21 protein-coding genes and 1 tRNA gene are annotated in these 22,342 nt (G+C 70.7%); 12 read left to right on the forward strand and 10 right to left on the reverse strand.

Annotation, left to right across the window (positions count from 1 at the left end):
• Position 1 precedes the first annotated feature (1 nt).
• The 3 genes from AB0O76_RS30140 to AB0O76_RS30150 form a co-directional block, all read right to left on the reverse strand.
• The gene (locus AB0O76_RS30140) at positions 2–910 is read right to left on the reverse strand and encodes a bifunctional MaoC family dehydratase N-terminal/OB-fold nucleic acid binding domain-containing protein (RefSeq protein ID WP_365497326.1); all 909 of its coding nucleotides are present in this window, start codon (positions 908–910) and stop codon (positions 2–4) included.
• On the reverse strand, positions 907–2,097 hold the full coding sequence (locus tag AB0O76_RS30145; protein WP_365497328.1) for an acyl-CoA dehydrogenase family protein: 1,191 nt from the start codon (positions 2,095–2,097) through the stop codon (positions 907–909). Before AB0O76_RS30145 ends, AB0O76_RS30140 begins: the two co-directional genes overlap by 4 nt.
• 225 nt (positions 2,098–2,322) lie before the next feature.
• The gene (locus AB0O76_RS30150) at positions 2,323–2,634 is read right to left on the reverse strand and encodes a hypothetical protein (RefSeq protein ID WP_365497330.1); all 312 of its coding nucleotides are present in this window, start codon (positions 2,632–2,634) and stop codon (positions 2,323–2,325) included.
• Between the two features lie 371 nt (positions 2,635–3,005).
• Between AB0O76_RS30150 and AB0O76_RS30155 the strand changes: the two genes are divergently transcribed.
• Positions 3,006–3,872, forward strand: a complete 867-nt coding sequence (locus AB0O76_RS30155) for a bifunctional DNA primase/polymerase (protein ID WP_365497332.1) — start codon at positions 3,006–3,008, stop codon at positions 3,870–3,872.
• A gap of 211 nt (positions 3,873–4,083) precedes the next feature.
• Here AB0O76_RS30155 and AB0O76_RS30160 read toward each other — a convergent pair whose 3' ends face one another.
• The 3 genes from AB0O76_RS30160 to AB0O76_RS30170 form a co-directional block, all read right to left on the reverse strand.
• Positions 4,084–4,818 carry a sensor domain-containing protein gene (locus AB0O76_RS30160; protein ID WP_365497334.1) on the reverse strand — a complete coding sequence of 245 codons (735 nt, stop codon included), beginning with the start codon at positions 4,816–4,818 and terminating at the stop codon, positions 4,084–4,086.
• 199 nt (positions 4,819–5,017) lie between these two features.
• Positions 5,018–5,102, reverse strand: a tRNA-Ser gene (locus AB0O76_RS30165).
• Positions 5,103–5,144: 42 nt separating this feature from the next.
• Positions 5,145–6,521 (reverse strand): trypsin-like peptidase domain-containing protein, encoded by a 1,377-nt coding sequence (locus AB0O76_RS30170; RefSeq protein WP_365497336.1) that lies wholly within the window; start codon positions 6,519–6,521, stop codon positions 5,145–5,147.
• A 185-nt stretch (positions 6,522–6,706) separates the two neighbouring features.
• Here AB0O76_RS30170 and AB0O76_RS30175 point away from each other — a divergent pair, with 185 nt between their 5' ends.
• The 3 genes from AB0O76_RS30175 to AB0O76_RS30185 all read left to right on the forward strand — a co-directional run bounded on the left by AB0O76_RS30175 (position 6,707) and on the right by AB0O76_RS30185 (position 9,315).
• Positions 6,707–7,519 (forward strand): glycerophosphodiester phosphodiesterase, encoded by an 813-nt coding sequence (locus tag AB0O76_RS30175; protein ID WP_365497338.1) that lies wholly within the window; start codon positions 6,707–6,709, stop codon positions 7,517–7,519.
• A gap of 62 nt (positions 7,520–7,581) precedes the next feature.
• Positions 7,582–8,199, forward strand: coding sequence for an ATP-binding protein (locus tag AB0O76_RS30180; protein WP_365497340.1), 618 nt, complete (start codon positions 7,582–7,584; stop codon positions 8,197–8,199).
• A 147-nt stretch (positions 8,200–8,346) separates the two neighbouring features.
• Positions 8,347–9,315: a DUF5926 family protein gene (locus tag AB0O76_RS30185; RefSeq protein ID WP_365497342.1), complete on the forward strand. Its 969-nt coding sequence runs from the start codon at positions 8,347–8,349 to the stop codon at positions 9,313–9,315.
• Between the two features lie 205 nt (positions 9,316–9,520).
• On the opposite strand, the gene AB0O76_RS30190 is transcribed toward AB0O76_RS30185, so the two are convergent.
• Entirely contained in the window at positions 9,521–10,069 is a 549-nt protein-coding gene (locus AB0O76_RS30190; protein ID WP_365497344.1) for a hypothetical protein, read from the reverse strand.
• 57 nt (positions 10,070–10,126) lie between these two features.
• Positions 10,127–10,840, reverse strand: coding sequence for a bifunctional DNA primase/polymerase (locus AB0O76_RS30195; RefSeq protein ID WP_365497346.1), 714 nt, complete (start codon positions 10,838–10,840; stop codon positions 10,127–10,129).
• Positions 10,841–11,378: 538 nt separating this feature from the next.
• On the opposite strand from AB0O76_RS30195, the gene AB0O76_RS30200 reads away from it, so the two are divergent.
• Positions 11,379–12,821, forward strand: a complete 1,443-nt coding sequence (locus AB0O76_RS30200; protein WP_365497348.1) for a PP2C family protein-serine/threonine phosphatase — start codon at positions 11,379–11,381, stop codon at positions 12,819–12,821.
• Positions 12,822–12,943: 122 nt separating this feature from the next.
• Positions 12,944–14,440 (forward strand): aminopeptidase P family protein, encoded by a 1,497-nt coding sequence (locus AB0O76_RS30205; protein WP_365497350.1) that lies wholly within the window; start codon positions 12,944–12,946, stop codon positions 14,438–14,440.
• A gap of 105 nt (positions 14,441–14,545) precedes the next feature.
• Here the strand turns inward: AB0O76_RS30205 and AB0O76_RS30210 are convergent, their stop codons facing one another.
• Positions 14,546–15,028: a carboxymuconolactone decarboxylase family protein gene (locus AB0O76_RS30210; RefSeq protein ID WP_365497352.1), complete on the reverse strand. Its 483-nt coding sequence runs from the start codon at positions 15,026–15,028 to the stop codon at positions 14,546–14,548.
• A gap of 41 nt (positions 15,029–15,069) precedes the next feature.
• Here AB0O76_RS30210 and AB0O76_RS30215 point away from each other — a divergent pair, with 41 nt between their 5' ends.
• Positions 15,070–16,497 carry a PLP-dependent aminotransferase family protein gene (locus tag AB0O76_RS30215; protein ID WP_365497354.1) on the forward strand — a complete coding sequence of 476 codons (1,428 nt, stop codon included), beginning with the start codon at positions 15,070–15,072 and terminating at the stop codon, positions 16,495–16,497.
• Positions 16,498–16,508: 11 nt separating this feature from the next.
• Here the strand turns inward: AB0O76_RS30215 and AB0O76_RS30220 are convergent, their stop codons facing one another.
• Positions 16,509–16,949 carry an ATP-binding protein gene (locus tag AB0O76_RS30220; protein WP_365497356.1) on the reverse strand — a complete coding sequence of 147 codons (441 nt, stop codon included), beginning with the start codon at positions 16,947–16,949 and terminating at the stop codon, positions 16,509–16,511.
• Positions 16,950–17,206: 257 nt separating this feature from the next.
• Between AB0O76_RS30220 and AB0O76_RS30225 the strand changes: the two genes are divergently transcribed.
• The 5 genes from AB0O76_RS30225 to AB0O76_RS30245 all read left to right on the forward strand — a co-directional run bounded on the left by AB0O76_RS30225 (position 17,207) and on the right by AB0O76_RS30245 (position 22,337).
• Positions 17,207–18,013 carry a hypothetical protein gene (locus AB0O76_RS30225; RefSeq protein WP_365497358.1) on the forward strand — a complete coding sequence of 269 codons (807 nt, stop codon included), beginning with the start codon at positions 17,207–17,209 and terminating at the stop codon, positions 18,011–18,013.
• Positions 18,014–18,174: 161 nt separating this feature from the next.
• A complete protein-coding gene (locus tag AB0O76_RS30230) occupies positions 18,175–18,903 on the forward strand; it encodes a YcnI family protein (RefSeq protein WP_365497434.1) in 729 nt (242 codons plus the stop codon).
• Positions 18,904–18,979: 76 nt separating this feature from the next.
• On the forward strand, positions 18,980–19,630 hold the full coding sequence (locus tag AB0O76_RS30235) for an SCO family protein (protein ID WP_365497360.1): 651 nt from the start codon (positions 18,980–18,982) through the stop codon (positions 19,628–19,630).
• Complete coding sequence (locus AB0O76_RS30240; protein ID WP_365497362.1) at positions 19,627–20,130, forward strand: copper chaperone PCu(A)C; 504 nt, start codon at positions 19,627–19,629, stop codon at positions 20,128–20,130. The genes AB0O76_RS30235 and AB0O76_RS30240 overlap by 4 nt, the downstream gene beginning before the upstream one ends.
• Before the next feature lie 14 nt (positions 20,131–20,144).
• A complete protein-coding gene (locus tag AB0O76_RS30245; RefSeq protein WP_365497364.1) occupies positions 20,145–22,337 on the forward strand; it encodes a copper resistance protein CopC in 2,193 nt (730 codons plus the stop codon).
• Positions 22,338–22,342 lie beyond the last annotated feature (5 nt).

The raw sequence follows: 22,342 nt of genomic DNA on the forward strand, positions 1-22,342 counted from the left end.
GTCAGACCCCGCCCCCTTCCATGGCCTCGACGGGCCGGAACACCGGAAGCTCCAACTCCTTGTCCACCCACCGGAATTCAAGCCGGACGGGCTGCCCGATCCGCACCTTGTCGCTGGGCACGCCCACCACATTGCTGACCATGCGCACGCCCTCCGCCAGGTCGATGAGCGCGACGGCGTACGGGGGATCGAAGGCGGGGAAGGGCGGGTGATGCATGACGACGTACGAGTAGACGGTGCCCCGGCCGCTCGCCTCGACCGTGTCCCACTCCAGCGATCCGCAGGCGTTGCAGCCCGGCAGCCAGGGGAAGCGCAGTGCCCGGCAGTCGCTGCAGCGCTGGATCAGGAGTTGGTGGCGCGCAACGCCCTCCCAGAACCCGGCGTTGTCCCTGTTGATGACCGGTCGGGGCAGTTTGCCCTGCGGTTTCCGCCGCGCGGGCGCGTACTTGAGGATCCGGAAGCGATGGGTCCCGGCCGGTTCGCCGCCCGCTCTGACATCCATCCGCGTCGTGACGAAGTGGCCCGTGCCCAGCTTCGTCGTCTTGCACTCCGAGACCGATTCGATGACCGCGTCGAAGGTGATCTCGTCCCCCGGTCGCAGCGGCCGCAGATACTCCTGCTCGCAGTCGGTGGCGACCACCGAGGTGTACCCCGCGCCGTCGAGCAGGGCGAACAGGTCGTCGTAGGCGGCCGAGCGCCCCTGGTGGCCGGAGAGTCCGCCCATCGTCCAGGCCTGGAGCATGGTCGGCGGTGCGATCGGATCCTCCCCGGAATAGGCGGAGTTGGCGTCCCCCATCGCCTCGCACCAGTGCCGGATCATCGGCTCGTTCACCGGGTCCTTGCCCACGCCCGAGGTCGCGGCCGCCCTGCCCTCGAAGACCTTCAGCGCCTCGTACGAAAGATCGCTCACCGCCGTCCCCTCCGCATCCCGAGTCGCATCGTCGCCACGATCTCCCGCTGCACCTCGCTCACCCCGCCGCCGAACGTGTTGATCTGCGCCGCCCTGTTCATCCGCTCCAACTCCCCCTCACCGCCCGTGCCGAGCGCCAGGGCCCCGGGCGATCCGGCCCTCACCAGACCCGCGCCGCCCGTGACTTCCTGACATATTCGGTACACCTCAACGGCCGATTCGGTTCCCATGAATTTCACGCCGCTCGCGTCACCGGGCGCCAGCCGGCCTGCCCCCACATCGCCCACCAAACGCCAGTTGACCAGGCGCGTTGCCGCGAGCCGTGCCCGTGCTTCGGCCAGTCTCGAACGGACCCACGGAGCGTCAATCCGGCGCTCGCCTGTCACCGGATCGGGTGTACGCGCGAAGGCGAGGGCCGCCGCGTAGAAGTCCTCGGCCTGCATGCCGATCGCGGCGAGTGCCACCCGCTCGTGGTTCAGCTGGTCGGTGATGAGCCCCCAGCCGCCGTTCTCCTCGCCGACGAGGTTCGCGGCGGGCACGCGTATCCCGTCGTAATACGTCGCCGTCGTGGTCAGCCCGCCCACGGTCTCGATCGGCGTCCAGGAGAATCCGGGCGCCGCCGTCGGCACGAGGATGATCGAGATGCCCTGGTGCTTGGGCGCCTGCGGGTCGGTGCGGCAGGCGAGCCAGATCCAGTCGGCGTTCTGCGCGTTCGACGTGAAGATCTTCTGCCCGTCGATGACCCACTCGTCGACGGATCCATCCGTGACGCGTACCGCCCGCGTACGCAGCGAGGCGAGGTCCGTCCCCGCCGACGGCTCGCTGTAGCCGATCGCGAAGACGAGATCGCCGCTGAGTATGCGCGGCAGGAAGGAGGCCTTCTGCTCCTCCGTGCCGTACTTCATGAGCGTCGGCCCGACGGTGTTCAGCGTGACCATCGATACGGGCGCGCCCGCGCGGTAGGCCTCGTCGAAGAAGACGAACTGCTCGTCGGCGCCGCGCCCCTGCCCGCCGTACTCGACGGGCCAGCCGAGGCCGAGCATGCCGTCGGCCCCGATGCGGCGCAGCAGGCGGCGTTGCCCCTCCAGATCGTCGCCTTCGGGCGGTCCTCCCGGCATCAGATCGCGGAAGTACGCGCGCAGTTCGGAGCGCAGCTGCTGCTGGCGTTCGGTGGGGGCGAGGTGCACGGCGGCGGCCTCTCCTTCGCGTACGGGCGTCGCACCGACAAGGGTTTCTGACTGTCCGTCAGAAACTGTGCGAGTGTCAAGAGATCACCCCGGATACGAAGGACGGGCCCCCGGCGGCAATGCGGGGCCGAACACGCCTGTGCGGCGGTGCACTCGCACCGCCGCACAGGCCGTCACACACCCCATCGAGCCGGCCCGAGGAGCAACCCCCAGACGGCCGTTACCTCACCAGAGTTCGCTGAAGTTGACCGCGACGTTCGCGTTCGACTGCTCGATCGCCGTGAACCCGGAGCCGTTCACCTGAGCATTGTTGTTCTGGTTCGAGGCTCCGTTGCCGACCGCCTGCTGCTGCGTCGTGTTCGAGTTGCCGCTGTTGTCGTCGCCGACGCCACTGCCGGTGACGGTGGCCACGCCCGCGTTCGATCCGTCGTCCGCGAAGGAGCCGTTGTCAGCCATCGCGACTCCGGAGAAGAGTGCGGCGGCCAAGGGCAGGGCCGCGGCGGCGGCGATGACGCGGGCGGTACGGATGCTTGCCATGTCAATTCCTCCAGAACGGGAGGTACGCACCGGCAATGTGCCGGGAGCACCGGAAGTACGGCTTGTTCCAAGGCAGTTGGCCGACCGCCTCGGGTTCTGCACGACGTCGCGAGTCCAGAGTTGCCCACCGAATCCCCGGCGAACCACCCCGGAAGCCCCGATTCCCCCGCAAGCGTGAGTACAAGTCGATAAACACGCCTCACGCCGTCAAAGCCCCAGCTCAGCCCCGCGCGACCCGCCAAGACCCAGGCGCCGCAAGCGCCGAAGCGTTCCGGCACCGCACGAAGAAGAGGGCTCCCATCCCCGCTTCCGGCGCGTGTCGCGGGCCTCCCCCTCTTCCCTTCTTCGAACACTCGTACGAAAATGGCGGCATGGCCACCATCGACCGCCATGCCACAGCGCTCGCACTCGCCCATGCCCTGTCCGCCGCCGAGCGCGGCCTCGCCGTCATCCCGCTCTCCCGCACCAAGCTGCCTGCCCTGCGCTCCCCCCACCACGAGCAGCCCGAACCGACGCCCTGCCACGGCGAATGCGGACGCCCCGGACACGGCGTGTACGACGCGTCGACCGACCCGCGCCGTATCCGCGAGCTCTTCGCCGCCGCCCCTTGGGCCAGCGGATACGGCATCGCCTGCGGACTGCCCCCACACCATCTGATCGGCATCGACCTGGACACCAAGTCCGGTACGGACGCCTCGGCCGCCCTGCGGGAACTGGCGCTGCGCCACCTGTTCACCATCCCGGCCACGGTCGTCGTGGTGACCCCGAGCGGCGGCCGCCACATCTGGCTGTCGGGCCCGCCCGACGCCGTCATCCCCAACTCCGCGGGCCGCCTCGCCCCCGGCATCGACATCCGGGGCGCGGGCGGCTATCTCGTCGGCCCCGGCTCACGCACCGAGCACGGCGTCTACAGCACCGTGCCCGGCACCGCGCAACTCCCGCCCGGCGCCTGCCCGCCCGCACTCCTGCGGCTGCTCATGCCGCCGGCCCGCGCACACCACGCCGGGCAGTCGAAGCCGCCGGTCCAGCACGGCCAAGGACTCGTCCAGTTCGTGCTCGCCGCGCACGAGGGCCAGCGCAACACCCGTCTCTTCTGGGCCGCTTGCCGGGCGTACGAGAACGGCATCGGCGCGGCCCTGGCGGGCGAACTCACCGATGCCGCACTCCGGGTCGGCCTGACGGAACGCGAGGCCCGCTCGACGATCGCGTCGGCGGCCCGGCTCACCGGGCACGCGTAGGAGCGCACCTACTGGGCTCGCCCTCTAGGGCCTGTCCGATGGGTCCTGCCGGGGTCGCGACCCCTGGCACGCACATCTGCGGCGTTGTCGTCGGTTGCCAACGCTCCGCGTTGTCGCCCTCCTCCGCCTTGCAGCTGCACGCACCAGGGCCCGCTCGGCCCTGATGAATCGGCACCCGGCGCGAAGACCGGCCTGACCCATCGGACAGGCCCTAACCGAGCAGCGAACGCACGGCCGCGCGGTCGATGTTCGTCAGCGCGCGGACCAGCTTCGGGGTGAAGAAGACGATGGCGAGGCCGAGCAGGGAGGCCCCGGCGATCTGCAACGGCGACTCCAGGTAGTACGCGTGGTGCTCGCCGCCCGAGGTGTAGTCGAACACCCGGTAGCCCGGCCAGTCGAGGTAGCGCGGGAACACCCAGGAGTACACCGGCAGCAGCGCGACCACCCAGCCGGTGACCAGGAACGTCACGGTGAGCACGAAGGACGTCACGCGCGCGGGGAACATCACGACCTGGAAGAGCAGCGCCCGCCAGCCCGCGGCGTCCGCGAGCCGGGCACGCATCGCGGCCCACGCCCCCTCTCCCGGCGAGGTCCGCACCGGGGCGGGCCCGGCGACCTCGAGCCCGAGCCGGGCCCGCGCCCGCGCCCGCTCGGCAGCACCGAGCCCCCGTGCTCCCGCCAACGCGGCGGCAAGGACCGGCAGTCCGAGCACGGTGACGAACAGCCCCATGCCGAGGGAGAACATCGTCACGGCGAAGGTGAAGCCGACGACGGCGATGGGCAGCGAGCCGACGGTGTAGCCGATCTCCCGGTAGGTGGCGGCGGCGAACGGCGCCCGCCAGAAGCCGGGGGACCGCGCAGGACCCGCGGCGGACGGAACGGAGGAAGCGGAGGAAGCGGAGGAAGCGGAGGAAGCGGCTGCGTACGGCAGGGTGCTTGTGCTCATGGCGGGGCCTCGGATCTTCGCGGTGAGGACGGTGGGGACGTGCCGTGCTGATGTCCTCAACGTTCGCGAATCCGCGCGCCCGCCGACATACGGCGACCCGGCCTCTTGGGGGTGTCGCCAGCACCACCCCCTGCGCGAAGAAGGGGCGCCCGGAAACTTCCGGACGCCCCTTCTCACCAGGCCCAACAGGCCCCGTAAGCGGTGGGTGTGGGATTTGAACCCACGGTGACTCGCGCCACGACGGTTTTCAAGACCGTTCCCTTAGGCCGCTCGGGCAACCCACCCCGCACCGCCGGTCAGGGCGGTGCGGGGTCAAGAGTAGCGGGTCAGCTCTCGCCCTTGCGCTGACCCAGGACCACGTCGACCGTGCGCTCCTTGCCGTCACGTTCGAACGTGATCTTGACCTTGTCGCCCGGCTTGTGGGTCCAGATCTGGCCGATCAGGGTCGGACCGCTGTCGATCACCGTGTCGTCCAGCTTCGTGATGACGTCGCCGGGCTTGAGGCCCGCCTGGTCCGCCGGGCCGTTCGGGGTGACCGCCTGCGAACCGCTCGTGCCCTCCTGGGAGATCTTGGCACCGCCCGTGTCCTCGCCCAGGGAGACCGAGGCGCCGATGACCGGGTAGACCGCCTGGCCATTCTTGATCAGCTGCTCGGCGACGTACTTGGCCTGGTTGACCGGGATCGCGAAGCCCAGGCCGATGGAACCGGACTGGCCGCCGCCACCGAGGCCGCCGCCGCTCTCCGCGGGCTTTATCGCGGAGTTGATGCCGATGACCGCCCCCCGCGAGTCGAGCAGCGGGCCTCCGGAGTTGCCCGGGTTGATGGAGGCGTCGGTCTGCAGGGCGCTCATGTACGAACTCTTGCTGGTCGCGCCGTCGCTGGAGGTCACCGGGCGGTCCTTGGCGCTGACGATGCCGGTCGTGACCGTGTTCGAGAGGCCGAAGGGGGCGCCGATGGCGATCGTCGAGTCGCCGACGGCCACCCGGTCCGAGTTGCCGAGGGGCAGCGGCTTCAGGTCCGCGGGCCGGCTCTTGAGCTTGATCACCGCCACGTCGTAGCCCTCGGCACGGCCGACCACCTCGGCGTCGTACTTCTTGCCGTTCGAGAACGTCGCCGCGAGCTTTCCGCCGTCGGCGGCGGAGGCCACCACGTGGTTGTTGGTCAGGATGTGGCCCTGCTTGTCGTAGACGAAGCCGGTGCCCGTGCCGCCCTCGCCGTTGCCCCCCTGGGCGTCGATGGTGACGACGCTGGGGAGCGCCTTGTTGGCGATGCCGGCGACCGAGCCGGGCTCACGCTTGAGGTCGGCCGGGGTGTCCGATGCGGAGACCGTGGTCGAGTCCGTGCCGTCGTCGTTGCGGTCGGCCGCCCAGAAGCCGATGCCGCCGCCGATTCCACCCGCGACCAGGGCGGCCACGAGCATCGCGGCGATCAGACCACCGCGCCGCCCCGCGGGCTTCGGCCCTTCGGGGTGCTGCGCCGCGTACGAGGCGCCCCACGTGGAGCCCGCTCCTGCGCCCTGCGCGTACGAAGGGACGGCGGGGGGCGGCGGCGGGGGCGGCCAGGCCCCGGCCGCGGCGTCCGGCGTGTGCGGGGGCGTGCCCGCGGGGGGCGCGGGATCGGCGGAAGCAGCGGGAGTGTCCACCGGCACGGGAGGTGCGGACGGGGCCTTGGGTACCTCGTTGCCCTCGTTCTCGGTGCTCACAGCTCTCTCCTCGGTCCACGCTGTCGTTCTCGGTCACGGCCTGGCTGTGGCCAACTGTGATTCTGTCTGCAGTCAGCTTTTCCCATGGCCTGTCAGGGCACCATAAGCCGATCCTGTGGATCCGGCGCTGCGTGCACCCACCCTCGGGCGAGCCTGTGCGTACCCCGTGATGGCACGATGACGCGGTGACCCTCGCACGACAGCAACAGATCCAGGTCGTCGCCCACCGCGGAGCCTCCGAAGACGCCCCCGAGCACACGCTGGCCGCGTACAAGAAGGCGGTCGAGGACGGTGCCGACGCCCTCGAATGCGATGTACGCCTGACCGCGGACGGCCATCTCGTCTGCGTCCACGACCGACGCGTCAACCGTACGTCGAACGGCCGAGGAGCCGTCTCCGCCCTGGAGCTCGCCGATCTCGCCACGCTGGACTTCGGCTCCTGGAAGAGAAACCACGCCGAGGCCGACGAAGGCCCCGACTGGGAGGACACCTCCGTCCTCACCCTGGAGCGGCTCCTGGAGCTGGTGGCCGACAGCAACGCCTCGGGGCGCAACGTCCAGCTGGCCATCGAGACGAAGCACCCCACGCGCTGGGCCGGCCAGGTCGAGGAAAGGCTGCTGCTTCTACTGAAGCGCTTCGGTCTGGATGCCCCACCCGCCGAGGGCCCGTCTCCCGTGCGCGTCATGAGCTTCTCCGCGCGCTCCCTGCACCGGGTGCGGGCCGCGTCCCCCACCCTGCCCACGGTCTACCTGATGCAGTTCGTCTCGCCGCGCCACCGCGACGGCCGCCTTCCCGAGGGCGTACGGATCGCGGGTCCCGGCATGCGGATCGTCCGCAACAACCCCTCCTACGTGGCCAAACTCAAGCGCGCGGGCCACCAGGTCCACGTGTGGACCGTGAACGAACCCGAGGACGTCGAGCTCTGCGCCGAACTCGGCGTCGACGCGATCATCACCAACCGCCCCAAGCAAGTGCTGTCCCAACTGGGCCGCGGCTAACGGGAGCCCCTTCGGTTACAGGGTGTGCACCGGCGCGTTCGGTCCGTATTCGATCGTTACGAGTGCGTCACCGCACAGGGATTGGCCGGTTTCCGGTCCAGTCCATTGGGGCATTCACACCGTGGCGTGGGGCGAAGGAGGTCTCGGGGGTGGCGTTGGTGGTGGCACGGGAGGTGCCCGCGTCGTCGAGCATGGCCGTACCCCATGGCCCGGCGGGCGTGGGGGAAGCAAGACACCGGATGCGCGATCAGTTGCGCAGGAGCGGGGTGTCGGAATCGGTCGTCGACGATGCCGTACTGATCCTTTCTGAACTGCTCAGCAATGCTTGCCGGCACGGCAGGCCGCTGGGCGAAGGGCTGGTCGGCGACGGTGATGTCCGGGCCGCCTGGCGCGTGGACGCGGCGGGCCGGCTGACGGTCGAGGTGACGGACGGCGGAGGACCGACCCGCCCCGTTCCGGCCACACCCTCGGTCACCGCGCACGGCGGCCGCGGGCTCAACATCATCACGGCCCTCGCCGAGGCCTGGGGCGTGCGCGACGACATCCACGGCGAGGTCACGGTGTGGGTCGTCGTACATGCCGGGCACCGCCATGAGGATTTCGCTACGCGCGTCGCGGCGCCGTCGGTCGCCGCGATACCCGACCTCGCGTACGCGGACCCGTTCGACGATCTCGACTGACGGCCCGCGACTCATCGGCGGGCCCCGGCCCGTGGACCCACTCCGGCTGAATCCCGACGCCTTGTCGGCGAGCGGCTAGGCTCGCGCCCGTACGCCCAAGACGTACGAAGAGCCACGCAAGAGAGCCGCATCCGGGAGACACCCAAGATGGCCAAGAAGCGCCCTCAGACCAAGGGCAAGCAGCAGCCGCAGCTGAAGGACGGCGAGGTTCCTGTCGTCGGCGCCCGCGAACCCTGCCCCTGCGGTTCGGGCCGCCGTTACAAGGCCTGTCACGGCCGGGCCGCGGCGCACGCGGTGACCGAGCTGGTGCACCGCCCCTTCGAGGGCCTGGCCGGCGAGGGCGACTGGGTGGCGCTGCGCGAGCTCGTCCCCGCGGCGACCGTCGAACTGCCGCTCAAGGGCGGGCTGCCCGACGGGGTGCCCTCCGTCTCCCTGGCGACGGTCCTGCCGATGGCCTGGCCCGCCCTGCGCCGTGATGACGGCTCGGTCCTGCTCGGCCTGCAGAACGACACCGCGTCCGGCGACATCAGCCGCGACCTCGCCGACACCCTCCAGCGCGCGCTCGCCGCCGAGCCGGGCTCGCCGGTCCAGGCCCGGCGCGCGCCCGCGGACGGTCCGCGTCTGCAGGACATCCTCGACCCCGATGGCACCTTCGAGCCGGTCGTGCACGAGGGCTTCGAGTTCTGGGTGCCGGATTCGGAGAATGCCTCCCCTGAGGTCTCCGCGTCCCTGGAGCGGGCGAACGCCGCCGCCATCCCGACCGTGAAGCTCTCCGGCGTGGAATCCGCCTACTGGTGCGAGACCCCGGAGAAGAATCACCTGCGCTGGGTCATGCCGCACCCCGAGGAGCAGCTCCTCGACGCGCTCGCCCGGCTGCACGCGGCCGGCACGTCCAGCCTCGGCGAGGGAACCCGCCTGGTCGGCTCCTTCCGAGCACACGGTCTGACCGTGCCGGTGTGGGACCTGCCGAGCGGGATGGGCGCCGAGGACATCGAGAAGCCCGCCGCCGAGTTCGCCGAGCGGCTTGCGGCGGCGCTCGCCACGGACGCCCCGCTGGCCCCGGAGGAGCGCAGGGCTCGCGGCGGTCTCACCAACCGCCAGGTGACCTTGAGCTGACCCACCAGTCAGTCGGAGGGGAATGGGTGACTCCTGTCACAACTCCCCGTCATCGCAGGTAAATCCCTGTCCGGATAACCGAGATCGAATTTGCTAAGAGCAGATCTCTTGTTACCGTTCAGGTAGCCCGGTTGCTGGTGCATCCCCCGTCGCCAGCAACCGGGCGCTTCCATGTCCGGCCCCGTATCGGGTCTGACCTGCGGTCTCAACTGACCTTCGGCCGCGCCGAGTTGCTCCCCGAGCGCAAGAGCAACGGCCCGCCACTCCCGTCAGCGAACTCCACCACCGCCGAATACGCCTCGGCATTCCCCGCAGTACGCTCCCGGGGCGTCTCGCACGCACCCGGCTCGTCTTCCGCGCTCACCGCGCAGTGCATCTGTACGGTGCGTCCGCCCGGGGCCATAACGCTCAGTACGGCGCTGAGCTCATCACCTGTCGCGTTGCGGTAGTACGTGCGCGCCCAGGTGTCGCTCCGCTGGGTCAGGACGCAGGTCTGGGCCTCGATGCCCTCCGGAGAGGTGAGCTCGGGGCCGCATTGCGCAGCGCTGCTGAGGCCGAGCCCGGAGAGGAGTGACGGCTCCTCCGTAGAGGGCGGTTTTGCGTCAGCGTCAGGACTCGGCGCCGGATCCGTCGGCCGCTCCGCATGCCCGGCGCCGGCGTCGTCGTCGCCCACGGGCCCCGCGGACGCGCCGGCGAACGGCAGGAGAACCGTGATGGCCACTACGCCCATGAGCGCGATCAGGCGGGGGTTCATGGGCCCTGACATTAACGACGATTGATGGGCGCACGGCTCGCCGCGCGCCCATTTCCCCTACAACTCGGGCGCGCTCACACCCGTACGAGTGAGCGCGTCCACCACGGCGTCCACCACGGCCTCGACGTCGGGCACCCACGGCGCCGCGGAGCCGGGCAGCGGAGCCCGCTCCCAGTGCACCGGCCCCTGTCCGGTCTCGGAGGGCGGCAGCGCGAGATATCCGCCCTCTCCGTGGAAGCGCAGGGAGCCGGGCACCCAGTCCTTGGCGTACAGGAGCTCGCCCAACTGCTCCATGGAGTACGGCGCGACGAGCAGGAAGAGCCGGGCCGGGGTCGCGACGACCGGGCCGAGCCTGATGCCCGCCTCGTCGAGTGCGGCCAGGGCGCGCGCGCCCGCGAGCGCGGGAAGGCTGACGGCGCACGGGGCGCCGGCGCCGGTGGCGAGCACGATGGGCGCGGCCGGGCGGTTCGTCCACCACCAGCGCACCATGCGCGCGTCGGTGGTCGCGGCCAGCAGGCCGGGCTCGAGCGGATGCGCTCCTGGCACCGTGCAGTCGGGGTCGGGGCAGGCGCAGCGGGTGCCGTCCTGCCGGTCGAGACCGACGCCCGGCAGCACCGGCCACTTCCATGCCGTCGCGAAGGTCAGGGCCGCGCCGATCAGACCGGGACTCTGGTCAGACTTCCTGCTGGTGAACCCAGTGAGCCCGGTGAACCCGGTGAGCCCAATGAGCCTGGACAGGAGCCTGCGTCGCCTTCCGAGGATCTCGCGCATGAGCGCTCGTTCCTTTCCGTTTACACGCCGAGGAACACGGCGGGCCACATCACACCATGTGTGGATCACTTCGCTGTGCGTAGAACTGGCGCATCACACCCCAGCCTGCGGCATGGGGAACCCCTATGGGCCGAGCGTTAACGTGGCGTGGGGTGGCGGTGCCTGGCGATTGCTGTCCCGCGTATTACTCGCCGCCTCCCCCACGGGAGGATGGGGCACGGTCGTCGTGAGTTAAGACGCCCGGGTCCGTCGCCAGGTTCCGGGCGGATCTCAACTGCCCCTGGTCATCACCGAGTACGTACCCAACACGGCCGCTGTGACGCGCCTCCCGTGCCTGAGGGCCGGGAGGTACCCCTTGCTGAACAATGCCAGTCGACCGCAATATGCCGTCACCTCAGGCACTTTTGAGCCAAGTTACCAAGATCGCTAGAACGCCACAGAATTCCCACGGACACCAGGAATCCCAGCTGGACAATGCTGGACATCCCCTCTCCAGTGCGTGTAGATGTGGAGAACATTGCTAGCGGCGCAGAATGACATGGGGGTTTGCGATGCTATTGAGCAATACGCACCGGCCGGAAAGCCGTCAGCCATGAACGCCCCGCACCTCCCGAAAGTGGCCGGAATCGATTCAACTGTTCCGCCACCAGCCCACACTGTCGCGCCTGTCCCGCACGCCCAAAGTGCCTCGGCCGCACCAACCGTCATGATCCAGGACCGGCTCGCGGGCTGGGTCTCCGATCTGACGACACTCCACGAACTCACCGAACGCCTGGGCCGCACGGCCACCCTCGACGAGGCCCTTCAGGAGCTCCTGCGGGCCGGCGCGGCCCTGGTCGGCGCCCGCCGCGGACTCATCGTCCTGGAGCCGTCCGACGGCCTCGGCCCCGACACCACGGTCGGCCTCGGCCTGGCCCGCGCCGACCTCGGCCACATCGAGACGGTGCCCCGCGGCGCCACATCCTTCGGGCGGCTGCTCGACGCCCCGCCCGCGCCGCCCGGCACCCAGACCGAGATCGTCGACACCGACCTGCTCGCCGACGACGCCCTCGACCCCCGGCACCGCGAGGTCGCCACCCGGCTCGGCTACGCCGCCAGCTACGCCCTGCCCCTGACCACCGAGGCCGCTGGCCGGGTCGGCGCCGCGGTCTGGCTGTACGACGAGCCCGCGGCGCCCGTCGAGCGCCAGCGCCACCTCATCGGCCTCTACACACGGCACGCCGCCGAGCACCTCGCCCGGCTGATCGAGCTGGACCGGGCCCGCACCACAGAGGCCACGCTGCGCGAGGAGCTGCTTCCCTCGCGGCTGCCGCGGGTCGCCGGGGTGCAGCTCGCCGCCCGGCACCGCACCAGCGCGCGCGGGGGCGGCGACTGGTTCGACGCGCTGCCGCTGCCCGACGCCGCGCTCGGCCTCGTGGTCGGGTCCGTCACCGGGTCCGGGCCGAGCGCCGTCGCCGCGATGGGGCGGCTGCGGGCTTCCTTGCGGGCGTACGCCGTGATGGAGGGCGAGGACCCCGTCGCCGTACTGTCCGATCTGGAGCTGCTGCTGCGCCTTACCGAGCCCGCCCGGTCGGCGACGGCCCTCTTCGCGTTCTGCGAGCCGGCCCTGCGCAAGATCGTCCTGGCCGGGGCCGGGCACAGCCCGCCGCTCGTGATCGGCGGGCGGCGCACGGAGTTCGTGGAGACCTCGCTCTCGGCGCCGCTCGGGATGCTCGCGTGCTGGGAGGCGCCGAGCGTGGAGATCCAGCCGGAGCCCGGAGAAACAGTGCTTCTTTATACGGACGGGCTTCTGCACCGCACCGGGGACCCCATGGACCGGGCCTTCGCACGGCTGCACGCGGCCGCGGCGAGTGTGCCGAGAGCCGTCCGCAACGACCCGGACGCGCTCGTCGACCATGTGCTGCGGACCGTCCTGCCGGACGGGCTCGACGCGGTCGAGAGCGACGAGGACGTGGTCCTCCTCGCGGCCCGGTTCGAGTGACGCCCGCACCGGGGTCACAGTGCCCCCGGCCATACGGCATGTAACAGGCCTTCCGGCCCTGGGCCCCCTTCCGTACGCCCGTACGATGGAGGGGGCCCAGTGTCGTACATAGGAGGCAGATCGTGTCGGAGGAGCTCATTCCGGAGTACCCGGAGACCCCGGAAACCCTGGAGATCGAGTCCGAAGAAGAGCCGATCAAGCAGCGCAAGAACGGTCTGTACCCGGGCGTCTCCGACGAGCTCGCCGAGAACATGAAGTCCGGCTGGGCCGACACTGAGCTGCACGATCTGCAGCCGATCGCCCAGGCCGCGCACACCGCTGCCCGCCGCGCCGCGCTCTCCGCGCGTTTCCCGGGCGAGCGTCTCGTCGTCCCCGCGGGCAACTTGAAGACCCGTTCCAACGACACGGAGTACGCGTTCCGCGCCTCTGTCGAGTACGCGTACCTGACCGGCAACCAGACGGAGGACGGCGTCCTCGTCATGGAGCCCACCGACTTCGCGGACGGGACGAGCGGCCACGAGGCCACCATCTACCTGCTGCCGCGCTCCAACCGCGAGAACGGCGAATTCTGGCTGGACGGCCAGGGCGAGCTGTGGGTCGGCCGCCGGCACTCCCTCACCGAGGCCGAGACGCTGTACGGCATCCCGGCGTCCGACGTGCGCGAGCTCGCCGGGGCGCTGCGCGAGGCGACCGGTTCCGTCCGGGTCGTCCGCGGCTACGACGCCGGCATCGAGGCCGCGCTGACCGACAAGGTCACCGCCGAGCGCGACGAAGAGCTGCGCGTCTTCCTCTCCGAGGTCCGTCTGGTCAAGGACGAGTTCGAGGTCGGCGAGCTGCAGAAGGCGTGCGACGCGACGGCCCGCGGCTTCGAGGACGTCGTCCGCGTCCTGGACAAGGCCGAGGCGACCAGCGAGCGCTACATCGAGGGCACGTTCTTCCTGCGCGCCCGCGTCGACGGCAACGACATCGGCTACGGCTCGATCTGCGCCGCGGGCCCGCACGCGACCACCCTGCACTGGGTGCGCAACGACGGCGCGGTGCGCTCCGGCGAACTGCTGCTGCTCGACGCGGGCGTGGAGACGCACACGTACTACACCGCCGACGTGACGCGGACGCTGCCGATCAACGGCCGCTTCAACGAGCTGCAGCGCAAGATCTACGACGCCGTGTACGAGGCCCAGGAGGCCGGCATCGCTGCGGTCAAGCCGGGTGGCAAGTACCGCGACTTCCACGACGCCGCGCAGCGCGTGCTCGCCGAGAAGCTCGTCGAGTGGGGCCTGGTGGAGGGTCCGGTCGAGCGCGTCCTGGAGCTGGGCCTGCAGCGCCGCTGGACCCTGCACGGCACCGGTCACATGCTCGGCATGGACGTCCACGACTGCGCGGTCGCGCGCCGCGAGACGTACGTGGACGGCGTCCTGGAGCCCGGCATGTGCCTGACCGTCGAGCCCGGTCTGTACTTCCAGGCGGACGACCTGACCGTGCCGGAGGAGTACCGCGGCATCGGCGTGCGGATCGAGGACGACATTCTCGTGACGGCGGACGGCAACAAGAACCTGTCCGCGGCGCTGCCGCGGCGTGCCGACGACGTCGAGGCGTGGATGGCTGAGCTCAAGGGCTGAGGGCTCAAGGGCTGAGGGTCTGCTTCTCAAACCGAGCGTCTTCTTAAGAAGGGGCCGGGCATCCTGTGGGGTGCCCGGCCCCTTCGCGTTGTCCCCCGGAGGCGCTCAGCGCTCGTCCTCGCCCGCGACCTTGCCGGTGCTCAGGGCGATGCGGTTCCAGGTGTTGATGGTGAAGATCAGGGCCAGGACGCGGGCCAGCTCCTCCTCGTCGAAGTGCTCGGCCGCGCGGGCGTAGACGTCGTCCGGGACGCCGCCCTGGGCGACGAGCGTGACGGACTCGGTCAGGGCGAGCGCCGCCTGCTCCTTCTCCGTGAAGAAGTTCCGGGCCTCGCGCCATACGCCGACCATGTGCAGGCGCGCCTCGTCCTCGCCCGCCTTGCGCGCGTCCGAGGTGTGCATGTGAAGGCAGTACGCGCAGCCGTTCAGGAGCGAGGCGCGGATCTGGATCAGCTCGACCAGGGCCGGGTCGAGACCGTCGCGGGCGGCGGCGTCGAAGCCGATGAGGGCCTTGAAGGCCTTCGGGGCGGCCTTGGCGAAGTTGATGCGGGTCAGGGTCTGCGTGGCGTTCTCGTTGTTCGTCATGACCATGAATCTACGGGCCGAATAGACCTTGGATAGGGTGCATTCCTGTGTCGGAATCATGGGTCAATTTGGCGGAGCGTCTCGGCAGTGATCTGCACCTGGAGCTCTCCGGGGCAGGGGGTCGCCGCGCCATCCTCATCCGCGCCCTGCGGGACGCCGTGCGCGAGGGACGGCTCGCTCCGGGGACACGGCTCCCGCCCTATCGCTCCCTCGCCGCCGATCTGGGCATCGCCCGCAACACCGTCGCCGACGCCTACGCCGAGCTCGTCGCCGAGGGCTGGCTGACCGCGCGGCAGGGTTCCGGTACGCAGGTGGCCGACCGCGCAACGCCGCCCCAGCGGACCCGGGTCCCCAAGCGAGCGCCCGCGCGGCCCGCCACACCGACGTACAACCTGCGCCAGGGCCAGCCGGACGCCGCGTCGTTCCCGCGCACCGCGTGGCTCGCCTCGGCCCGGCGCGCCCTCAACTCGGCGCCGAACGAGGCCTTCGGGCCCGGTGACCCGCAGGGGCGCATCGAGCTGCGCCGGGCGCTCACGGAATACCTGGGTCGCGCCCGCGGAGTGCGCACCGATCCGGAGCGGATCGTGGTCTGCTCCGGGTTCGCGCACGGCCTGCGACTGCTGTTCGGCAGCGGGGGAGGCGGGGTGCTGCGGGGGCCGCTGGCCGTGGAGTCGTACGGCCTCGGCTTCCATCGCTCGATCCTGGAGACCGCGGGCGTCCGCACGGTCCCGCTCGGCCTCGACGAACAGGGCGCCCGGATCGACGAACTGACCGAGGGACAGCGCGTCCGTGGAGTGCTGCTCACGCCCGCTCACCAGTTCCCCACCGGCGGCCCGCTGCACCCGGCCCGGCGCACGGCGGTCATCGACTGGGCGCGCACCCGGGGCGGCCTCGTCCTGGAGGACGACTACGACGGCGAGTTCCGCTACGACCGGGAGCCGGTGGGCGCCGTACAGGGTTTGGATTCCGAACGCGTCATCTACGTGGGCTCGGTCAGCAAAAGCCTCTCTCCAGGAGTGCGCCTGGGGTGGCTGGTTCTGCCCGAACACCTCATCGACGACGTACTCGCCGCCAAGGGGGAACGGGAGGCATGGGCCGGCGTGATCGACCAGCTGACCCTCGCCGATCTCATCGAGTCGGGCCACTACGACCGCCACATCCGCCGGATGCGGCAGCGCTACCGGCGGCGCCGCGACCAGCTCGTCGCCGCCCTGGCCGAGCACGCCCCGCACATCAGCCCGACCGGTGTCGCCGCGGGCCTGCACGCCGTCCTGCGGCTGCCACCGGGCACCGAACAGTCCACGACCAAGGCGGCCGCCTGGCAGGGCCTCGCACTGGACGGCCTCGCCGACTTCCGCCACCCGGACGCCACGATGTCCGCCCCGGACGGGCTGGTGGTCGGCTACTCGACGCCTCCTGAGCACACGTACGGCGCGGCACTCGAAGCGCTGTGCAGGGCGCTGCCGCCCGGCTGACCCCGGATGCCTCAGACGGTGACCAGTGGCGTGTCCTCGCGCCACTTCAGGATCTTGTCGAAGCTGATCACCGCGCCGCCCCTGCCCGGCTTGTTGCCGTAGTGCACATGATCGGCGAGCTCCTGGATGAGACACAGCCCCCGGCCGTGCTCGGCCGTCTCGGATGCGGGCAGCGTCACGGGGACGAACCCCGGGCCGGAATCGGCCACTTCGATACGGCACTTCTCGCCGTCCAGATACGCCGTGACCCGGTACGCGCCGGCCTGCCCCTCGGGGGCCGGCGCCCCGCCGTGCTCCACCGCGTTGGCACAGGCCTCGCTGAGAGCCACTGACAGGTCGTAGGAGACGTCCGGATCCACCCCCGCGGTCTCCATCGTGCCGATCAGCAGTCGACGGGCCAGCGGGACGCTCGCAGCTTCGCGCCGCAAATGGAGAGACCACCACATGCTCATGCTCCAGCCTCCTGGCCGCGGCTCGACATACCGATACGTATTGCCGCAAGCGCCCGTCAATAAGCGCGTAGTTGAAGTGATGCCGCCCATACGGCCGACGCGCGGACCGCGCGCAACGGTGTAGCCGGGTCACCCAAAGGTGCGCATTTCCGTCCTCATGTCCATCCATCGGAATCGAACGGTGCCGAACGGCATCCCCGGGAGCTTGTGGACCTGCCGTGTGCGGCGGGTGGGCCCAGTGCGATGATGGCCCGGCCATGACTGCCCCCCACCAGCGCGAAGCGCGCGCCGGATTCGACGTCCGGCTGCTGAGAGCCGCGGTGTTCGCCGTGCTCTGCGTCGTGCTGTCCGCCGGGGGCCATGTGCTCGCTTCCTGCGCGAGCGTCCCGCTGTGGACGCTCGGGGCGGGGTTCCTCGCCGTTCTCGCCGTCGCGGCCCCGCTGGCCGGGCGTGAGCGTTCGCTGCCCGGCATCGCCGCCGCGCTCGCGGCGGGCCAGGTGGGCCTGCACGCGCTGTTCGCGGTCGGCCAGCACGGCGGCACCGTGCCGCAGTCCGCCGACGCCTCCCTGGTGGAGCGGGCCGCGCGCCTTGTGTGCGGTGCGGGGGCGGCGACACTCAGCCCGGCCGAGGCCCAGCGGATACTGGCGACCGCCGGCGTGCAGGGCACCGGCCACTCCACGCACCCCGGCGCCGGAGCCACCGCGGACGCCGCGATGGGCTCGATGTCGCTGCTTCCTTCGCTGCCCATGCTGCTCGGGCACGTACTCGCCGCGGTCGCCGCCGGATGGCTGCTGCGCCGCGGCGACGTCGCGCTGCTGCGGCTCGTCCGGCTCTCGGCGGACGGGGCGCACGGAGTCGCCGAAGGAGCGCTCGTACGTTCCCTGCGCGGGGCCCTCGCTCTCGTGCGCGCCCTGCGGGCAGGCCTTCCCGGGGCGCCCGGAACGGGTCCCCTGACCCCGCGCACCGGACATCTCGTACCGCCGAAGCCGCACACCACGGCACTGCAGCACACGGTGATCAGGCGCGGCCCGCCGACGGCAGCCGCACTCGTACTCGCCGCCTGACGCGACGCACTCCACCGCAGTACTACGGAGAGGCGCATCGCGGCCGGTGGCCCCCACGCGCGCGTGCCCGCTCGCTTCGTCGCCGCGCGCACCTCCCCGACTGATCACCACTGCCGAAAGTGGAGTGTTCCGCCATGTCTGCTCTGTCTGCTCTGTCTTCCGTGAAGGCTTCCCGCGTCTCCGTCGTCGGTGGCGTCGCCGCCACCGCCGTCCTGCTGCTCTCCGTCCCCGCCTTCGCGCACGTCAGCGTCACCGCCGAGGGCGAGGCCGCCAAGGGCGGGTACGCCACGGTCAACTTCAAGGTGCCGAACGAGCAGGACGACGCCTCGACCAACAAGCTCGAGATCTCCTTCCCGAAGGACCACCCGCTCGCCTCCGTCATGACGCAGCCCGTCCCCGGCTGGACCGCGAAGGTCACCAAGACGAAGCTCGACAAGCCCCTTGAGATGCACGGCGAGAAGATCGACGAGGCCGTCTCCAAGGTCACCTGGACCGCCGACGGCAAGGGCGTCCAGCCGGGCACCTTCCAGAAGTTCCCGCTCTCCATCGGCGCGCTGCCCGAGGACGCGGACGAACTCGTCTTCAAGGCCGTCCAGACGTACGACAACAAGGACGTCGTCCGCTGGATCGAGCCCCAGCAGAAGGGCCAGGAGGAGCCGGAGTTCCCGGCTCCGGCCCTTGCGCTGGTCGCCGCGTCCGAGGGCGGCCACGGCGCCGCCGCATCGCACGACGACGCCAAGGAAGACGCGAAGTCGGACGACAAGAGCGAGACGGCGTCCGCCGACAGCAGCGACTCGACCGCCCGCGTCCTCGGCATCGTCGGCATCGTCGTCGGCGCCGCAGGCGTGGCCTTCGGAGTGCTCGCCGGACGCCGGCGCGCCAACAGCTGAGCCAACCCATCGGGCCGCACCGGGCGTTCGATCGCCCCGGTGCGGCCGGGCCCCCTCACATCTGGGACATTTTCGTATGCGTAAGAAGAAGCTGCTCGCCGCCGCCATGCTGGCCGCGGCCGCCCTCACCCTCTCCGCCTGCGGCGGCGGTGACGACGGCAAGAAGCCCGTCGCGGACGTCTCCGTCGAGTCCGACGGCGACAAGGCCGCGACCGTTCTCGACAAGCCCTTCGAGAAGCCGGACCTCGTCCTCACGGACACCCACGGCAAGAAGTACGACCTGCGCGCGCAGACCAAGGGCAAGCCGACGCTCGTCTACTTCGGCTACACCAACTGCCCCGACGTCTGCCCGCTGACGATGAACAACATCGCCGTCGCCAAGAAGAAGCTGCCCAAGGCGGAGCAGGACAAGCTCCAGGTCGTCTTCGTGACCACCGACCCCGAACGGGACACCCCCGCCGCCCTCGGCAAGTGGCTCAAGGCCCAGGACACCGACTTCATCGGCCTGTCCGGTGACTTCGACACCATCCAGGGCAGCGCCCGCACCCTCGGCATCAGCATCGAGCCCTCCAAGAAGGAGAAGGGCAAGATCGTCTCGATGCACGGCACGCAGGTCATCGCGTTCTCCCCGAAGACCGACGCGGGTTACGTCCTGTACGGCGAGGACGCTTCCGTGGATGACTACATCAAGGACCTCCCCAAGCTCATCAAGGGAGAGACCCCGTGAAGACCCCCTCGAACCGCCGTGCCCTCGTAGCCGGTGCCATAGCGCTGACGGCGGGGCTCACCCTCGCGGGCTGCTCGGACTCGTCCGCCGGCAAGGCATCGGTGTCGACGTCGGACAAGCCCGAGCTCCAGGTCAGCGGGGCCTTCGTGCCCGAGCCCACCATGGACACCATGGCCTCCGGCTTCTTCACCCTCACGAACAAGGGCGGCGCCGACAAGCTCGTCTCGGTGACCAGCCCCTTGGCGAAGAAGGTCACGCTGCACAGCACCACGAACAACGCGATGCGCGAGCAGAAGTCGTTCGACGTGCCGGCGAACGGCGAGCTCGACTTCGCCCGGGGCGGCAACCACCTCATGTTCGAGAAGCTCAAGCACAAGCCGAAGCAGGGCGAGAAGATCGCGCTGCTGCTGCGCTTCGAGAAGTCGGACCCGATCGAGGTTGAGGTTCCGGTGAAGGCCGCAACGTACAACCCCGAGCACGGCAAGCACTCGTCGCACTGAGGGACTGATCGTTGATGCGGACCATCGCTCCCCGCTTCGGAGCCCACTCCGGAGCTGTCTCCCGGCTCGGGATCACTCCGGGTGCCGGGCGGCTCCTGCTCGTCGTCGCCCTCTTCCTCGGCGCCCTGCTCGCCGCGGCGACGCCCGTCTCCGCGCATGCCGCGCTGACGGGCAGCGACCCCAAGCAGGGGGCGGTGGTCGACAAGGCGCCGGAGCGGGTGTCGCTGACCTTCTCCGAGAGCGTCGCCATGTCCGACGGCTCGGTGCGGGTGCTCGACCCGGCCGGCAAGCGCGTCGACTCGGGCAAGACCAGTGACCTCGGGTCCAACACGTACGGCGTGAAGCTGCGCAAGGGGCTGCCCGACGGCACCTTCACCGTCGCCTACCAAGTCGTCTCCGCCGACAGCCACCCGATCTCCGGGGCGTTCACCTTCTCCGTGGGCGCGCCGTCCGACACGAAGGTCGCGCTGCCGGACCAGGAGGTGGGCGGCGGATTCGTCGGCGGGCTCTACGGCTTCGCGCGCTACCTCTCGTACGCGGGATTCATCCTCGTCGTCGGCGGGGCGGCGTTCGTGCTCGGCTGCTGGCCGCGCGGCGCCGGGGTGCGGCCCGTGCAGCGCCTGGTGGTGTCCGGCTGGGTCACGCTCACCGCGTCGACCCTCGTGATGCTGCTGCTCCGCGCGCCCTACACCGGGTCGGGGAAGATCGCCGACGCCTTCGACATGGCCAAGCTCGGCGATGTGCTCCAGACGAAGACGGGCGCCGCGCTGGTCTCACGGCTGCTGCTGCTCGCCGCGGCCGCCCTCTTCATTGCCGTGCTCTTCGGTGCGTACGAGAAGCGAACCGACCCCAAGGAGCGCAAGGACCTCGCCTTCGGGCTCGGGATCGGCGGCACGGTCGTCGCCATCGGGCTCGGCGCGACCTGGGCGATGGCCGAGCATGCGTCGACCGGCATCCAGGCGGGGATCGCGATGCCCGTGGACGTCGTCCATCTGCTCGCCGTCGCCGCCTGGCTCGGCGGGCTCGCGGCCCTGGTCGTCGCCCTCTACTTCGCGCCGTCGGTGGACTCCGGGGCGGTGCGGCGCTTCTCGCGCGTGGCGTTCTGCAGCGTCGTCGCCCTGGCCGCGACCGGGCTCTACCAGTCCTGGCGGCAGGTCGGTTCGTGGTCGGCGCTCACCGGTACGTCGTACGGACAGCTGCTCCTCGTCAAGATCGGCCTGGTCGTCGTCCTTGTCGGCATCGCCTGGATCTCGCGGCGTTGGACGGCGCGTATCGCGGGCACCGCTGGCGGGATGGCGCCGGAGGCGGCGGCCGCCGCGGTGGTCGAGCAGCGGGCGCAGAAGAAGCCGGTGACGGTGCCTGTGGGGGGTGCCGGTGACTCCGGGGGTGCCGGTGACTCCGGGGCGGGGTCCAAGGAGGCTTCTTCCGAGGCCGCCTCTTCTAAGGGCTCGCCTTCTAAGGGCGCATCTTCTAAGGCGCTGTCTTCGGAGAGCGCGTCTTCGAAGGCGCCGTCTACGGAGAGCTCCTCCTCGAAGGCGCCGTCTACGGAGAGCACGTCTTCGGAGGGGACGTCTTCCGACGCCACGTCCTCCAAGACCGCGTCGAAGTCCTCCGGCAAGGAGGACAAGGACGCGCAGCGTGCCGCTCAGCTCGCCCGCCAGCAGGCCGCCATGAAGACCGCCCGCGAGAAGCGGATCCGCGACGCCGACCCGCTCCGTTCGGGCCTGCGCCGCTCCGTGCTCGCCGAGGCCGGCGTCGCCGTCGTCCTGCTCGCCGTGACCACGGCCCTCACCTCCACCGAACCCGGGCGCACGGAGGAGGAAGCGGCCGCCTCGAAGACGGCCGCCGAGGCCGCCCAGCGGTCCGGGCCGCTCATCCTCAACATCCCCTTCGACACGGGCGCCGAAGACGGCAAGGGCACGGTCCGGCTCGACCTCGACCCCGGCCGTACCGGCAGCAATGACTTCCGCCTCTACGTGAAGCGGCCCAACGGCAGCGCCTTCGACGTCCCGGAGGTGAAGGTCTCCTTCACTCTCAAGTCGAAGGACCTCGGCCCGCTGCCGGTCGCCCCCGACCGCGTCGCCACCGGACACTGGAGCGCGAGCGGCGTCCAGCTCCCGATGGCCGGCACATGGAAGGTCGCGGTGACCGTGCGGACCTCCGACATCGACCAAGTGACCGTGAACAAGAACGCGCAGATCGGCTGAACGAC

The sequence above is a fragment of the Streptomyces sp. NPDC086554 genome (assembly GCF_040686095.1).
In the GTDB taxonomy this organism is placed as follows: Bacteria; Actinomycetota; Actinomycetes; order Streptomycetales; family Streptomycetaceae; genus Streptomyces.